Origin of the sequence: Pseudomonas sp. IT-232MI5, from assembly GCF_949767845.1 — a bacterium.
GTDB lineage: Bacteria > Pseudomonadota > Gammaproteobacteria > Pseudomonadales > Pseudomonadaceae > Aquipseudomonas.
Genome location: NZ_CATKQE010000011.1, coordinates 435,324 through 449,207, shown reverse-complemented (window position 1 = coordinate 449,207; position 13,884 = coordinate 435,324). Strand labels below are relative to the sequence as shown.

Below are 13,884 nucleotides of genomic sequence, written 5' to 3'. Positions count from 1 at the left end.
ATCATTTGGCGAATTGCTTCGCCCCGGCCACGCACAGAATCACGCCCAGCGTCACCGCGAGCATGCCGATGCTGACGTGTTCATGCAGCAGCGTCGCCGCCAACGCCAAGCCGAAAAACGGTTGGAGCAATTGCAACTGACCGACCGCGGCAATCCCGCCCTGGGCCAGGCCGCGATACCAGAACACAAAACCGATCAGCATGCTGAAGAGCGACACGTAGCCCAGGCATAGCCACGCCGACAGACTGATCGTGCTGAACGAGGCAGGCGCCAGCCACAGACTCAATACCGCCATGAGTGGTAGCGCGAGCACCAGCGCCCAGCAAATCACCTGCCAGCCACCGAGGGTGCGCGACAGCTTCGCGCCTTCGGCATAGCCGAGGCCGCAGGCCAGAATGGCCGCGAGCATCAGCAGGTCACCGGTGGGCGAGGCCGTCAGACCTTGTGCCAGGGCGAACCCGACGACCAAAGCGCTGCCGAGAATCGAGAACATCCAGAACACCGGTCGCGGCCGCTCACCGCCGCGCAGCACGGCGAAAATTGCCGTGGCCAGTGGCAGCAAGCCGACAAACACAATCGAATGTGCTGACGTCACGTGTTGCAGCGCCAGGGCGGTCAGCAGCGGGAAGCCGAGCACCACGCCCATCGCGACTATCAACAGCGACAGCCACTGATTGCGCGCCGGGCGCTGCTCGCGAAACAACCACAACAGCGCCACCGCCAACACCCCGGCGATGGCGGCGCGGACCACGGTGAGAAACACCGGATCGAACTCCAGCACCGCCACACGCGTGGCCGGCAGTGAACCGCTGAAAATCACCACGCCGATAAAACCGTTGATCCAGCCGCTGGTTTTTTCCAGTGCCGGGGTCGTCAGATTCGAGGTCCGTTCCATCACCGTTCACGCTCAGAAGTGGGTTGCGTTGCGGTCATGCTAGAGCTGAGAATCAGCACAATCAAAAAATTGTCATGGATACATCCGGCATGCCACGTTCACGCTACAAGACACTGGTTGACGCCTTTGCCGCAGACATTCGCTCGGGCCAATTGCCGCCGGGTACGCGGTTGCCGACTCATCGGCAATTAGCGGCTCAAGAAGGGTTAGCGCTGGTCACGGCCTCGCGGGTGTACGCGGAGCTGGAGGCGATGGGCCTGGTCAGCGGCGAGACCGGGCGCGGCACGTTTGTCCGCGAAACCTCGCTGTCGCCGGGGCAGGGCATCGATCAGAAACAGGTGGCGGTCGGCATGATCGACCTTAACTTCAACTACCCGTCGCTGCCCGGTCAGGCCGATTTGTTGCGCAGCGCGTTGCGCCAACTGGCGTTGTCGGGTGATCTGGAGGCGTTGCTGCGCTACCAGCCGCACGCCGGTCGTGCCCACGAGCGTGCGTCCGTCGCTCGGCATCTGCTGACGCGCGGGGTGAACGTCGAGGCCGAGCAAGTGCTGATCGTCAATGGCGCCCAGCAAGGCCTGGCGGTGACGCTGATGGCGCTGCTCAAACCCGGTGATGTGATTGCCGCCGATGCGCTGACCTATTCCGGGTTCAAGGTGCTGGCCGAAGCGCTGCACCTGGAGGTCGTGGCGATTGCATTCAACGAGCATGGGCCGGATCTCGCCGCGCTGGACAAACTCTGTCGCAGCCGCTCGGTGCGCGCCGTGTACAGCATGCCGACGTTGCACAATCCGCTGGGCTGGGTGATGCCGCTGGCGCAGCGCGAGCAGTTGGTGGCGATTGCCCGTCAGCATGATCTGACGATCATTGAGGACGCAGCCTACGCATTTCTGGTGGACAACCCACCGCGTACGCTGATCGATCTGGCGCCGGAGCGCACGGTGTACGTCTCGGGCCTGTCGAAAAACATCGCCACAGGTCTGCGCGTCGGTTTCATCGCTGCACCGACAGAGACCGTGCCGGCGCTGGAACGCATCATTCGCGCCACGACCTGGAATACGCCGGGCATCATGACTGCCATCGCCTGTGGCTGGCTCGACGACGGCACAGTGACGCTGCTGGAGGAACAGAAGCGCAACGACGCCAAGGCGCGGCAGGCGCTGGCGGCCGAAGTGTTGAAAGGACTGCCGAGCCTTGGCCATCCGGCGTCGTATTTTTTGTGGCTACCGTTGCCGGAGGATGTGCGCGCCGATCAGATTGTCGTCGAGCTGATGCACGAACAGATTTCCGTCACCACCGCCGAGCCGTTTTCGGTGTCGGGCCATGCGCCGCATGCGATTCGTCTGGCATTAGGCTCGGTGGACATGGACGTGTTGCGTCACGCATTGATTAGAATCAGAAAGGTCGTTGGCGCTTACCGGTAAAAACAAAATGCTACCCTTGCGCCGCCCGATGCAGACCGACCCGGAACCCTCGATGAAAAACACCGCAGCACTGTCACTCGCCCTGATGCTCGGCACCAGCCTGTTCAGTACGCTCTCCCACGCCGCGGGCGACCCCGAGGCCGGCGCGAAAATCTTCCCGCGTTTGTGCGGCGGCTGCCATCAGGTCGGCGAATCGGCCCGTCCCGGATTCGGCCCGCAGCTCAATGGCATCATTGGTCGGCCTGCCGGGACGTCAGAGAATTACGTGTATTCCGATGCGATGAAGAACTCGGGGGTGACTTGGGATCGTGAGACGCTTATCGCTTATCTGAAGGATCCGAAAGGTGTGGTGCCGGGTACGCGGATGATTTTCTGGGGGCTGAGCGACGAAGAGAAACTCGACAATCTGCTGGCATACCTCCAGACCTTCACGCAATAACGGCAGGAGCTGGCGCAGGCTGCGATTGATTGTTCCCATGCTCTGCGTGGGAATGCAGCCCACAGGGGTCATAACCGTCACGGCCACGCCTTGTTCGCGATTCAAGTTGGTGTGTTCGGGCGATATGCCGGGCACCCAAGTCCCTGATTGAAAAATGACATGCAAAAGCTATTCGGTGTTTTTGCCGCCTTCAAGGAACCCACCATGAAATCTTTGCTATTGGCAGCGCCGCTGTTGTTTGCCACCGGACTGGCCCACGCTGGCATCCCCCTGCTCAACGCTACGTGCCCGGGCAAGATCGAAGTGCACGCCGATGAGGGTGGCCCGATTTATATCAATGGCAAGGAAGGCCAGTTGAAGAAATTCAACGACAACTACTTCGAAGCCAAAGGCGCGGGCGTGACCATTTCCCTGAGTATCAATCCCGATGGTTCGCCTGCTGTGTCCTACACCGGGAAGAACAAGGCCAACGGGATTTGCGAAGTGAAGAAGGCCTGATTACGCCACTTGGTTACGGCCCGCTGCTTTGGCTTGATAGAGCTGCTGATCAGCGCGTTTGATCAGAGCACTGTGGCTGTTGTCGGCCGGATCCGCCAGGCCGACGCCGATGCTCACCGTCACATTCCCGACCACAGGAAAATCGGCCTCGGCAACCGCCGCGCGAATTTTCTCGGCGACAACTTCCGGGGTGTCGGGTTTGGCGATTTCCGGCAACAGCACAGCGAACTCTTCGCCGCCGTAACGGGCGACGAAGTCGGTGGTGCGCAAGCTGCTCTGAATCAGTTGCGCCAACTGCTGTAGTACCTCATCTCCCACCGCGTGACCGTGCGTGTCATTGATTCGTTTGAAGTGGTCGGCATCGATCAGCAGCAGGGAAAACGGGCGTCCGGTGCGGCGGAACAGCAGTGTGTACTCGGTGAGCTTCTCATCGAAACGGCGACGGTTGTATACGCCGGTCAAGGCATCGTGGGTCGCCAGATTCAGCAGTTCGGCGTTGGCCAGTGTCAGGGCTGCGGTGCGTTGTGCCACGGTGGCTTCCAGCGAGGCATTGGCCTCTTGCAGTTCGCGCTCTTTACCGAGCAGCGATTGCGTCATTGCATCAATGGATTGCCCGAGCTGGGCAATTTCCAGCACCGGGTGCAGCAGTGGGAATTGCGCGCCGGGCTGTTGGTTTTGCACCTGCCGTGCCGAGCGCGCGAGTTGTTCGATCGGGCGGCTCAGGTACAGCGCCAGATAATAGGCCACCAGCCCGAACAACACCGCTGCGACGACACCCAGTATCAGCAATTTGTACATCAGCAGGCGCGCCGGTTGCAGCGCGGTTTCCAATGGCTGGCGCACGGCAATCGACCACGACAGCGCCGTACTCGATGGCGTCGGGACGGTGACCATGCTGGTGAGGAAGCCGTTACCCGCGCTCCAGCCCTGCAACTTCGAATCAGTCGCCGCCAGTTGCTGGCCCATCAGTGCTTCGGGATAGAGAATCTTGCCATCGTGATCGATGATCAACGCTTCGATATCCGGCATTGAGTTTTTATGCGAGAACGCCGCCGACTCAACAATGCGCGTGACCCAGCTCCAGTGTGCATGGGCGCCCAGGACACCAATCACCTGACCGTCGGCGTTATGGATCGGCGCGGCGAAATCGATGAAACGCAGCGGTTCACCGTTCGGCAGCCCCGGCAGCAATTTCGCCAGCAACACCGCTTCGTGAGGGTCGCCAGTGTACTCACTGCGTAAACCGGCCTGGAACCACGGCCGTTGTTGCACTGATTGACCGACCAGCAACTCGTTGACGGCCTGATGCACCTTGCCCTCGGCATCGGTGACGCCCATCCACGCATACTCGGCGCGCGCCTGAGTGCGCAGTTGCATTGATTTCAGAATCGCCGGGTTGTCCAGATCGCCACGCTCAAGATGCGGCGCGCGGCTGAGCAGATAAACCTCCAACTGGCGTTCGCGCAGTTGTTCACCCAATAACGATGCGGCCGAGCGCGCCGTGTTGAGTAGCGCATTGCCGCTGGCCTGCTTCATTTGTTCAGTGGCGATGTGACCGACATAGAAGCCAACGCTGAGCAGTGTCAGCAGAGATAAACCGGCAAACCAAAGGGTGAGGTGGCTACGCAGACTGGCTTTGAGCATGGGCAGGCGAGGTCTGTTTTGGAGTTGTGCCCGCATGGTATGCGCAATGGGCGGTGGGTGGCCAGTCGGGGAATGGATGGCGGCGGACGTGAAAAAGCCCGGCTGATCAGGCCGGGCTTTTATTGCGATTGCGATGAAGCCGCAGCGTTAAGCGACGCGGCGTTCGATCAGACGATCGGAACCACCTTCGGCAACGCGGCGTTCGAGCAGACGATCGGAACCGCCTTCGGCAACGCGGCGTTCGATCAGACGATCAGCGCCACCTTCGGCAACACGGCGTTCAAGCAAACGATCAGCGCCACCTTCGGCAACGCGACGTTCGAGCAGACGATCGGAACCGCCCTCGGCAACACGACTTTCAATCAGCTTGTCCGAGCCACCTTCAGCGACCTGGGTGTGTGCCGCAGTGGCGGCAAAAGCGTTAATGGCGAAAACCGAGAAAGCGATGCCGAGAAGGGTTTGGCGTTTCATGATCGTGTGCTCCAAGGGGTAGTTGTTTGTCTGGAGCCGATGTTACGCCGTGGATTATTTATGAGAACTTCATTGACGTGATGGTGACTATCGACGCCAGCAATGTATGCCCGAACCCCCGTTTCATGGGGCTGTTGATCGCACACACAGCTCACCGGTCGCCCGCGTCAGGGCCAGTTCATGCAACGCATCGTGGGCCAGGCCACTGCGCGCCTTGGCCAGCCACGCCGGGCAATTGGCGTCATGGCGATACGGCGTGAAGGCGGCGTATTGCTGCAGCAGGCGGGTTTGCAGTTCATCCAGACGCGGGCGGATCTGCTTGCCCAGGTCGGGGCGCGGGGTGTCCGGCGCGCTACCGGTCGCTTGCCACTGTGCGAGCAAACCGTACTGCACCAGTTTGTTCGCCTCCATTTGCGCAGCAATCAGTTGCGCCACGTCCTCCGGGTCGAGTTGGCGCTCGGTGGCCAGCGTACGGGCATTGGCGATGACCTGCGCCTCGCGAAGGCTGTCCTGAATCGGCTTGCCGCTGTCCCATTTGGTCAGCGCGACGAGGTCGCCGATGTTCAGACGTTCGTTGAGTGTTTCCAGCAACGGCTTCAACGTTTCGGCGGGCGCGGCGGCGTGAGCGCTGGTGGCGAGCAGGGCGAGGAGGCTGGCGGTCAACAGATTGGCAACGTGCGGCATGAACAGAGCCTCAATGAGAGCAATGGAAGTGGGCAGTTGTTTACCACAGTGCTGAACCGACACCTATAGATCCGTGCTCATTACACAGGTGCGGGCACCGGTAATAAACACCGATTTGAAATGTTAATTGCGCCCCGCGTCCAACTCATCGAAGCTATCCTCCATCAGCCCTCCCGCCGTCGAGATGGACCTCTATTCAATGCAAGCCGTCGCCCAACGCCCACTCTGGCACACCTACCTGCTGTTCCTCGCGCCGATGGTGCTGTCCAATTTTCTGCAATCGATGTCGGGCACGGTCAACAGCATCTACATCGGCCAGATGCTCGGCACCCAGGCGTTGGCAGCGGTGTCGGGGATGTTTCCCATCGTGTTCTTCTTTATCGCACTGGTGATCGGCCTCGGCGCGGGCGCCGGGGTGTTGATCGGTCAGGCATGGGGCGCGCGTGAGCCGCACATGGTCAAGGCGATTGCCGGGGCGACGCTGTTGCTCGGGGGGGTGATCGGTCTGGTGGCTGCGGTGCTGGGCAGCGTGTTCGCGCGACAGGCGCTGACCGGGCTGGGCACGCCGGCAGATGTGCTCGACGATGCGGTGGCGTATGCCCATGTGATGATGTGGATCTTGCCGTCGCTGCTGGTGTTTGTGTTGTTCACGCAGCTGTTGCGCGGGGTCAGCGATACGCTGTCGCCATTGCTGGCGCTGATGGTCTCGACCTGCGTCGGGCTGGCCCTGACACCGGCGCTGATTCGCGGCTGGTTCGGCTTGCCGCAACTGGGCATTCAGAGCGCGGCGTATGCGGGGCTGGCCGGTAACCTGGCGGCGATGGCATGGCTGGCGTGGCGCCTGATTCGCAAGGGCCATCCACTGGCGCCGGACCGCGAGTTCTTTGCTGCGTTGCGCCTCGACGGGGTGATTCTCGGCAAGGTGTTGCGCATCGGCCTGCCGACCGGCGTGCAGATGATTGTACTGTCGCTGTCGGAGTTGGTGATTCTGGCGCTGGTCAACCAGCACGGCTCGCAAGCGACGGCGGCCTATGGCGCGGTGACGCAGATCGTCAACTATGTGCAGTTCCCGGCGTTGTCGATTGCAATCACCGCGTCGATCCTCGGTGCACAGGCCATCGGCGCCGGGCGGCTGGAGCGCATGGGGCCGATCCTGCGCACCGGGCTGTTGATTAACGTATGCCTGACCGGCGGCCTGATCGTGCTCGGTTACCTGTTGTCGCACTGGTTGCTGGGACTGTTCCTGACCGAGGACTCGACCCGGGCGATGGCTGAGCATCTGCTGCACATCATGTTGTGGAGCCTGTTGGTGTTTGGCTTCCAGGCCATCATTGGCGGGATCATGCGCGCCAGCGGCACGGTGTTGGTGCCGGTGATCATTGCGATCATTTGCGTGGTCGGTGTGCAGCTGCCAGCGGCGTACTGGCTGGACGGGCAATATGGTTTGCAAGGCGTGTGGATGGCGTTTCCGGTGGCATATCTGGGCATGCTGGTACTGCAGACCCTGTATTACAAACTGGTCTGGCAGCATCAGAAAATCGAGCGCTTGGTGTAGGCGCTGGCGTATCGGACGGATGTTTGCTTAAGTCAATCGAGTCCCTCGACGGCAAGCCCCGCCTGGAGAATCCGATGTCGATCCGATTGCTGCTGGCTGCCGCGTGTTCGCTGTGCGTCGTCTGTGCCGCGCAGGCAGTCGAATACACCCGGGTCAACACCACCGCCAGCCAGATCAGTTTTACCTACAACCAGATGGGCTCGCCGATGTATGGCACCTTTGGCAAGTTCGAGGCGACGCTGGACTTTGATACCGACAACCTCGCCAACGCCCGTACCACGCTGCACATTGACCTCAACAGCATCGATGCCGGCAGCGAAGACGCCAACACCGAGCTGGTGAAACCGGCGTGGTTCGACACTGAAAAATTTCCCGTGGCGGTGTTCGAATCCCGACGTTTCACCCGATTGGCCGAGCGTCGCTATCTGATCGACGGACAACTCACCCTCAAGGGCATTACCCGCGAAGTGCAGGTGCCGGTGGAACTGAAACCGGGCAGCGCCATCGGCATTTTCGACGGTGACCTGATACTCAAGCGCGACGAGTTCGGCCTCGGCGCGGGGGAGTGGGCGGACAGCGTGGTGTCCAAGGACATCGCCATCAAATTCAAAGTGGTGGCGCCACAGCAGTGACGCTACCGGTTCCACTTCGTGCGCATTGGCTGCGAGGTTGGACGATCGTGACCGGTGACGTAAACATCGGTGTACCAGCAAGTGCTGCGAAGTTCAAAACCACGTCAAAACTTTCCATACCCCCCACACATACATTGCGAAAGCCACGAGGCTGGTCCAATGGGCATGACTCAGGGATAGCAGCGGCGCCAATAGGATGTAACCGCCCCACAACACCAGAAACAGCGCCAGCAGCACTAGCTGCGGCGCATAATTGCCTAATTGAACCGTCCATGACTGGCGCTGGTGCGCCAAGTCAGGTTCTGCCGGTTTACTGCCATCGAGAATGAACGTCGCAATCACGTCCCAGTTTTCCTCGCGTAATGCTGCGCCATGACCGCCTTTCACGTACTCGGATTTGAACAGTGCGGCGTTTTCCTGTTGGAATCCATCGTGTCCGGCGCTCCCCAGATCCTGGAGTTCAAGCATCTGAAAGGTGCGCGGAAAAACGGCGACGACCCAGTCGGCACTGGCAACAAAGTTGACGACACTTTTTACTCGGCCGAGGCTGATCAGAGTGCTCCAGTCATATCGCGTGCTGACAACACTGCCAGCGAACGCAATATGTTTGAAGCGAAGGCAAGCATAATCATCAAGTGCTTTGGCCAGCATGTAGGTCCCGTGGCTGTGGCCTACATAGGAAAATTGTGCATCCGGATAAAGGGCCCTGTTTTCAGCATAACGATCCATCAGCCATTCCACACGTTTGCGGCGGATGTGGGGTAATAGAAAGGGCAGCATGGCGAAATACCCATAACTGGATGTCTCGGTTTTGATGATCTGTTTTTTTTCCGTCTTGGTGGTATCCGGCGCCTTCTGGCGATCGATAAACTTGTTGCGCTGGCGAGCCATGGCAACCACCCGGCGCGCTATTTTTTGAGTCCAGTAGCCTTGATCGCGTATGCCGTGAATGACAAAGACCACATCGGTTACATCACTTTCGGCTTTGGGCAGATCCTGATCGGTCGGTAAGATCGACCCCTCTTTCAGGCTGTCAGGCGTGCCAGTGAGTGCCAGAGATATGACACGTGAACGCTTTTGGCCCGCTTCGCTCCCATCTGTCTCGACGACATTCACATGGCCGGACATGGGGACGTCGAGGTAATAAAAATCATCCCCCGCCACCAGGTCGATATTGTCTTCGGGAGAGACCAGATCGTCAGTGGACCCAAGCAACTGGATGGTGATGACCGGATCACAGGACCTGGCTTTGAATGACCTGCGCATTGCCATCCACTGCAAACGCAAGTTGGTCAGAAAAGGCGCGCCATAGTGAATATGAAAAACCAGTGGAGTGTATCGCCCCAGTGTCAGCGCCATGATGGTGTTGCCAAGGAGAACGCCCGCGCCCCAACGAAGAAAATTGCTGATCGACAGATGGGGGGACAGGCGCCAGCCGCGATTGATAGCGGCGAGCAGGACTATGCGCTTTACTCGATTGGCCCAGATTCGCGGCGATTGCCCGCTGAGCTGAGGCTCGAATGGAGCCTCTGGCGTTTCCCCGCAAGCACACACATATACCTTGCGTGCAAGCAGGGCACCCATGCTGTGCCCCACCAGATATATCCCCGAGTACGCACCGTTTGATGTTTGCCAAATCTCATCAATCTGACGCATCACCGATAGCGTGATGTCGCAGGGATCGGCGAACGACATCATGCTGGTGTCGAGGGTAGGGTAGAAAAAGTCAGGAACTGATTGGTTGTTTTCGATGCAGGCGCTCAATACGGTAGCTTCAAGATCGGCCAGCTTAGCCTGGGATCCTCCGATTGAATGGAACAGGATGACTAATTCCTTTGAAGACGTATGCGTATGCGCTTGCCTGGTCATTCAAACGGTGCTCCTTGGGATTACTAAGTTGTAGTCTTTCCTTTGGTCAGGCACTGATTTAATCAGCATAAATAATATAGCCAACAGATAATGAATGGCGGCGGGCTCATTGAGCTTAAATCTCCCCATGGATGCCCCGTAGGGGCGGATTATGCTTTTGGCAGACAGTCGACGGTGGCACGGTATGATGTCGCTGTTCACCGATTGCAGTCGTCGGGGACGTGTTTTTTCTGCCGGAGTTTGCCCGCCATGCCACGCATCACCCACTACAAAACCCCATGCCCCGAAGGCGTCAACAGCCAGATCCTGCAAATGGTCGTCGATTACCTGACCGACATCAGCGCGGTCGGTCTCGGCCCGAGCAACCTGCTGTACAACGTCTATCAGTACGCGGTCGGCTATGAGGTGCATCTGTATCTGGAAGCGTTGAATGGCGAGAAGGGCAACGACGTCGAGTTGCTGGTCGCCACCGACGAGGATGATCCAGAGCAAGTGATCGGTTTTCTGTTGTACCTGCCGGTGCAGGGCGATTGGGAAGCCTGCAGCGTGGCTTATATGGCCGTGCGCGAAGGGCATCGGCGTCAGGGCGTGGCGCGGGCGCTGATCGGCGAAATGCTCGGGCGTTATCCCCACGCGGAACTGGCCTGCACCGTGGGTAAAGTCCCGTACTTCGAAGCCTTGGGTTTTGAAGTGATCGGTTCACGGGAAACGCAGGTATTGATGAGCACCCGGCATTACCGCAGCAACGGCCTGCGCGGATTTATCGACACCACGCCGATTTACCGGTCGCTGGAAGTGCAGCAGATCCACACCTATCTACTGCAGAAAAACGGCAAGCGGGCGATGCTCGATGCTGAGAAACAGCGCGATCGACACCTCGATCAGACCACCCGCCACACCGAAGAATTTGTCCGGCAACGCCTGACCGTACACTGACCTCACATCGCTGAAAAAGCCCTTGCTGTGAATGGCGCAGCAAGGGCTTTTTTGTGCGCGTCATTCAGCCGAGTTTGACGTTCATGGTGATCCGCGCCGTGAACACGTGCTTGCCCTCGGTGTCGCGAATATCCACGGTGACGATCTTGTCGCCCTCGCTTTGCCAATCCACACCTTCACCACTGGCCACTGCCGTCACATCCGTTTTCGCCTTGGCCAGGTACTCCACGGTCATGCCTTTGGGGATCCAGCGTGCGCCGGCCGGGATCGATACATCGGTCATCATCCCGGCGGCGAGTTCTGCGGCGTTGCACATGGCAATGGCATGCACGGTGCCGAGGTGATTGGTGATCTCTCGACGGAACGGCACTTGCACCGTCGCCGCATTGGCGCGCAACTCGGTCACCAGCGGGTTGATGGTGCTGAAGTACGGCGCGACCTGGCAGGCCATCTGGCTGAAGGCTTGCGGACCTGCGCTGTTGAACATGCTGAGAAACTGACTCATGGAAACGCCTCGCGAAAAGTGAATTTGCAGAATTATGTTCCGTTACAGAATAATATTCTGTAACGGAACGGTATTCGGTCTGCGGGAAATCTGTCAACCTGTGCGTGTTTTTTTCATGGGCACGACGTGTGCCTTTCAATCCGATTTTCAGGCAGTCAGCCGCATGGACACCGCAGATCTACTGGAACGCAGTTACCCCGGCCGTCGCGCCGAACTCAAGCGCGATATCTTTCGCAAGGCGCTGAGCCTGTTCAATGAACAGGGGATCGAGGCCACCACCATCGACATGATTCGCGCCGAGTGCGACACCAGCGTCGGGGCGATCTATCACCATTTCGGTAACAAGGAGGGCTTGGTCGCCGCATTGTTTTTCACCGCGCTGGAGGATCAGGCGCGCCTGCGCGATGCCTATCTGGAGGCTGCGAAAACCACCGAGGAAGGTGTGCAGGCGCTGGTGTTCAGCTACGTCGATTGGGTCGAACGTCAACCGCAGTGGGCGCGCTTCCAGTACCACGCACGATTTGCCGTGACCAAAGGGCCGTTCAAAGACGAACTGACCGAGCGCAACAAGACCCGCAATCTGCGTCTGCGCGACTGGCTGGCCGAATCGGGACGCGCTGCCGAACTCAAGGCGCTGCCCGCCGAACTGTTGCCGTCGTTGATCATCGGCCAGGCCGACAGTTACTGCCGCGCCTGGTTGGCCGGACGAGTGAAGGGCAGCCCGGCGGACTATCGCGAGTTGCTGGCACAAGCGGCCTGGCGCTCGATTTGCGCCGACGCGCCGCCGGACTGCTGATTTACGCAGACAAAAAAAGAGCCTCAAAGCTCTTTGATGGGGAGGAAGTGGAGCCCGTGAGGCTCAAGGTGCGCATGAAGCAAGGCACGGGCTTGATTGGGGTTCAGAGCACCCGTGCCTACGCAGTGCTCGAAGAGCGGAGCTACTGCGTGATTCCATCGTAGGAGTGTGCAAGTGGCGGCTCAAGTACCGCCAGTCGCCCGGGCGGCGGCGCGTTCGACCATGGCCAGGAGGGTCGCAAACAGTTCGTCGCTGGCCTCTTGCGCGCTGATTTCACCGTTGGCCGCCGCGTGCGACAGCGCTTCGGCGGCGCCGAGCATCGCCCGCAATGCGGCCTGGCTGATCTGCCCGCCGCTCGCGTGCGGCGCCAGATCGCGGCGGCATTTTTCAAGGAAGATCGCCTCGTACTCGCGCTTTATCTTCTCCAGTTCCGGGGTGCTCGCCAGCGCAGCGATGATCCCTGGTATCTCGTTGCCCTGCAGCATCACGCAATCAACGTACGCGGTGGCAATCACCGCAGCGATGCCGGTCAGTGTCGGCTCGCTTTGGGCGACGGCGGCGTCCATCAGCAACGTTTGTCGTGCATCGAAATCCCGATAGAGCGCTGCGAGCAATCCGGAGCGCGTGACGAAATGATCGTACACCACCGGTTTAGTCACCCCGGCCATTTCGGCGAGATAGCCGAGGGTCAGGGCGTCGGTGCCTTCGGCGCGGATGATTTGCCAGCCGACATCGAGCAATTGGCGCAGGCGATCTTCACGGGACAGGCGACGCCGCGGAGCGGGGGGGACGGGTTGGCTGATTTCAGTGGTTGACATCGTTTATATACCAAACGTAACTTACTGTTCGTAACTTACCAAGAGTATATAAGCCTTGGTGAGCAATCACCAACCGGAGAATTGCCATGCACGCCTTGATCGTCGTCGCGCATCACGACCCACGCTCGCTGACCCACAGTGCCACCGCGCAAATTGCCGAAAGCCTTGTTCAGGCTAACCCGGCCAACACTTTTGAAATCGCCGATCTCTTTGCCGAAGGCTTCGAACCACGTTTCGGCGCGGCCGATTTCGCGGTACATCACCGTGAGTCCGCGCCGCCCGCCGATGTCCTGGCCGAGCAGGCACGCATCGACCGCGCCGATACCTTGGTGCTGGTGTACCCGGTGTACTGGTGGTCGATGCCGGCATTGCTCAAAGGCTGGATTGATCGGGTGTTCAGCAATGGCTGGGCTTTTGATTTCAGTGGTGACCTCAAGCATGTGAAGCTGCTGCAGCGCCTGCGTGTGCATCTGGTCGGCCTCGCCGGCGCGGATGCGCGCACCTATGAACGCCATGGCTATGGCGCGGCGATGAAAGCGCAGATTGAACACGGGATTTTCGATTACTGCGGGGCGACAGTGCTGAGTTCGACGTTGCTGCCGGAATCGGAGTTGCGCGATCCACGGGAGCAGTTGGCGGTTGCAAGGGAACTCGGCAGCCAAATCTTCACATAACCCCTGTAGGAGCTGCCGAAGGCTGCGATCTTTTGATCTTGTCTTTT

At 59.7% G+C, this 13,884-nt stretch carries 15 protein-coding genes; 8 read left to right on the top strand and 7 right to left on the bottom strand.

Features of this window, described 5'->3' with window-relative positions; all coding sequences use genetic code 11:
- Position 1: 1 nt before the first annotated feature.
- On the bottom strand, positions 2-895 hold the full coding sequence (locus ACM6JQ_RS10885; RefSeq protein WP_414893772.1) for a DMT family transporter: 894 nt from the start codon (positions 893-895) through the stop codon (positions 2-4).
- An 89-nt stretch (positions 896-984) separates the two neighbouring features.
- Between ACM6JQ_RS10885 and ACM6JQ_RS10880 the strand changes: the two genes are divergently transcribed.
- The 3 genes from ACM6JQ_RS10880 to ACM6JQ_RS10870 all read left to right on the top strand — a co-directional run bounded on the left by ACM6JQ_RS10880 (position 985) and on the right by ACM6JQ_RS10870 (position 3,253).
- Complete coding sequence (locus tag ACM6JQ_RS10880; RefSeq protein ID WP_414893771.1) at positions 985-2,316, top strand: PLP-dependent aminotransferase family protein; 1,332 nt, start codon at positions 985-987, stop codon at positions 2,314-2,316.
- A 52-nt stretch (positions 2,317-2,368) separates the two neighbouring features.
- Positions 2,369-2,755: a c-type cytochrome gene (locus ACM6JQ_RS10875; protein ID WP_095113662.1), complete on the top strand. Its 387-nt coding sequence runs from the start codon at positions 2,369-2,371 to the stop codon at positions 2,753-2,755.
- Positions 2,756-2,959: 204 nt separating this feature from the next.
- Entirely contained in the window at positions 2,960-3,253 is a 294-nt protein-coding gene (locus ACM6JQ_RS10870) for a hypothetical protein (protein ID WP_007908133.1), read from the top strand.
- On the opposite strand, the gene ACM6JQ_RS10865 is transcribed toward ACM6JQ_RS10870, so the two are convergent.
- The 3 genes from ACM6JQ_RS10865 to ACM6JQ_RS10855 form a co-directional block, all read right to left on the bottom strand.
- Complete coding sequence (locus tag ACM6JQ_RS10865; RefSeq protein ID WP_414893770.1) at positions 3,254-4,897, bottom strand: diguanylate cyclase; 1,644 nt, start codon at positions 4,895-4,897, stop codon at positions 3,254-3,256.
- 147 nt (positions 4,898-5,044) lie between these two features.
- The gene (locus ACM6JQ_RS10860; RefSeq protein ID WP_414893769.1) at positions 5,045-5,368 is read right to left on the bottom strand and encodes a hypothetical protein; all 324 of its coding nucleotides are present in this window, start codon (positions 5,366-5,368) and stop codon (positions 5,045-5,047) included.
- Between the two features lie 123 nt (positions 5,369-5,491).
- Complete coding sequence (locus ACM6JQ_RS10855; RefSeq protein ID WP_414893767.1) at positions 5,492-6,052, bottom strand: chorismate mutase; 561 nt, start codon at positions 6,050-6,052, stop codon at positions 5,492-5,494.
- Positions 6,053-6,251: 199 nt separating this feature from the next.
- Here ACM6JQ_RS10855 and ACM6JQ_RS10850 point away from each other — a divergent pair, with 199 nt between their 5' ends.
- Both ACM6JQ_RS10850 and ACM6JQ_RS10845 read left to right on the top strand, forming a co-directional pair.
- A complete protein-coding gene (locus ACM6JQ_RS10850) occupies positions 6,252-7,607 on the top strand; it encodes an MATE family efflux transporter (protein ID WP_414893766.1) in 1,356 nt (451 codons plus the stop codon).
- 74 nt (positions 7,608-7,681) lie between these two features.
- Entirely contained in the window at positions 7,682-8,239 is a 558-nt protein-coding gene (locus ACM6JQ_RS10845; protein WP_414893765.1) for a YceI family protein, read from the top strand.
- A gap of 93 nt (positions 8,240-8,332) precedes the next feature.
- On the opposite strand, the gene ACM6JQ_RS10840 is transcribed toward ACM6JQ_RS10845, so the two are convergent.
- Positions 8,333-10,108: an alpha/beta hydrolase gene (locus tag ACM6JQ_RS10840; RefSeq protein WP_414893764.1), complete on the bottom strand. Its 1,776-nt coding sequence runs from the start codon at positions 10,106-10,108 to the stop codon at positions 8,333-8,335.
- Positions 10,109-10,357: 249 nt separating this feature from the next.
- On the opposite strand from ACM6JQ_RS10840, the gene ACM6JQ_RS10835 reads away from it, so the two are divergent.
- A complete protein-coding gene (locus tag ACM6JQ_RS10835; protein ID WP_414893763.1) occupies positions 10,358-11,044 on the top strand; it encodes a GNAT family N-acetyltransferase in 687 nt (228 codons plus the stop codon).
- A 64-nt stretch (positions 11,045-11,108) separates the two neighbouring features.
- Here the strand turns inward: ACM6JQ_RS10835 and ACM6JQ_RS10830 are convergent, their stop codons facing one another.
- Entirely contained in the window at positions 11,109-11,549 is a 441-nt protein-coding gene (locus tag ACM6JQ_RS10830; protein ID WP_034156174.1) for a hotdog fold domain-containing protein, read from the bottom strand.
- Positions 11,550-11,712: 163 nt separating this feature from the next.
- On the opposite strand from ACM6JQ_RS10830, the gene ACM6JQ_RS10825 reads away from it, so the two are divergent.
- Positions 11,713-12,345, top strand: coding sequence for a TetR/AcrR family transcriptional regulator (locus ACM6JQ_RS10825; RefSeq protein WP_007908165.1), 633 nt, complete (start codon positions 11,713-11,715; stop codon positions 12,343-12,345).
- A gap of 182 nt (positions 12,346-12,527) precedes the next feature.
- Here ACM6JQ_RS10825 and ACM6JQ_RS10820 read toward each other — a convergent pair whose 3' ends face one another.
- Positions 12,528-13,163, bottom strand: a complete 636-nt coding sequence (locus ACM6JQ_RS10820) for a TetR/AcrR family transcriptional regulator (protein ID WP_095113654.1) — start codon at positions 13,161-13,163, stop codon at positions 12,528-12,530.
- A gap of 86 nt (positions 13,164-13,249) precedes the next feature.
- Here ACM6JQ_RS10820 and ACM6JQ_RS10815 point away from each other — a divergent pair, with 86 nt between their 5' ends.
- Positions 13,250-13,837, top strand: coding sequence for an NAD(P)H-dependent oxidoreductase (locus ACM6JQ_RS10815; RefSeq protein ID WP_414893762.1), 588 nt, complete (start codon positions 13,250-13,252; stop codon positions 13,835-13,837).
- Positions 13,838-13,884: the final 47 nt, after the last annotated feature.

Coding starts and splice junctions, on each gene's coding strand:
- ACM6JQ_RS10880 (WP_414893771.1), top strand. CDS start 985: ATGCCACGTTCACGCTACAAGACACTGGTTGACGCCTTTGCCGCAGAC.
- ACM6JQ_RS10870 (WP_007908133.1), top strand. CDS start 2,960: ATGAAATCTTTGCTATTGGCAGCGCCGCTGTTGTTTGCCACCGGACTG.
- ACM6JQ_RS10845 (WP_414893765.1), top strand. CDS start 7,682: ATGTCGATCCGATTGCTGCTGGCTGCCGCGTGTTCGCTGTGCGTCGTC.
- ACM6JQ_RS10865 (WP_414893770.1), bottom strand. CDS start 4,897: ATGCTCAAAGCCAGTCTGCGTAGCCACCTCACCCTTTGGTTTGCCGGT.
- ACM6JQ_RS10830 (WP_034156174.1), bottom strand. CDS start 11,549: ATGAGTCAGTTTCTCAGCATGTTCAACAGCGCAGGTCCGCAAGCCTTC.
- ACM6JQ_RS10820 (WP_095113654.1), bottom strand. CDS start 13,163: ATGTCAACCACTGAAATCAGCCAACCCGTCCCCCCCGCTCCGCGGCGT.
- ACM6JQ_RS10855 (WP_414893767.1), bottom strand. CDS start 6,052: ATGCCGCACGTTGCCAATCTGTTGACCGCCAGCCTCCTCGCCCTGCTC.
- ACM6JQ_RS10885 (WP_414893772.1), bottom strand. CDS start 895: ATGGAACGGACCTCGAATCTGACGACCCCGGCACTGGAAAAAACCAGC.
- ACM6JQ_RS10825 (WP_007908165.1), top strand. CDS start 11,713: ATGGACACCGCAGATCTACTGGAACGCAGTTACCCCGGCCGTCGCGCC.
- ACM6JQ_RS10875 (WP_095113662.1), top strand. CDS start 2,369: ATGAAAAACACCGCAGCACTGTCACTCGCCCTGATGCTCGGCACCAGC.
- ACM6JQ_RS10860 (WP_414893769.1), bottom strand. CDS start 5,368: ATGAAACGCCAAACCCTTCTCGGCATCGCTTTCTCGGTTTTCGCCATT.
- ACM6JQ_RS10840 (WP_414893764.1), bottom strand. CDS start 10,108: ATGACCAGGCAAGCGCATACGCATACGTCTTCAAAGGAATTAGTCATC.
- ACM6JQ_RS10850 (WP_414893766.1), top strand. CDS start 6,252: ATGCAAGCCGTCGCCCAACGCCCACTCTGGCACACCTACCTGCTGTTC.
- ACM6JQ_RS10835 (WP_414893763.1), top strand. CDS start 10,358: ATGCCACGCATCACCCACTACAAAACCCCATGCCCCGAAGGCGTCAAC.
- ACM6JQ_RS10815 (WP_414893762.1), top strand. CDS start 13,250: ATGCACGCCTTGATCGTCGTCGCGCATCACGACCCACGCTCGCTGACC.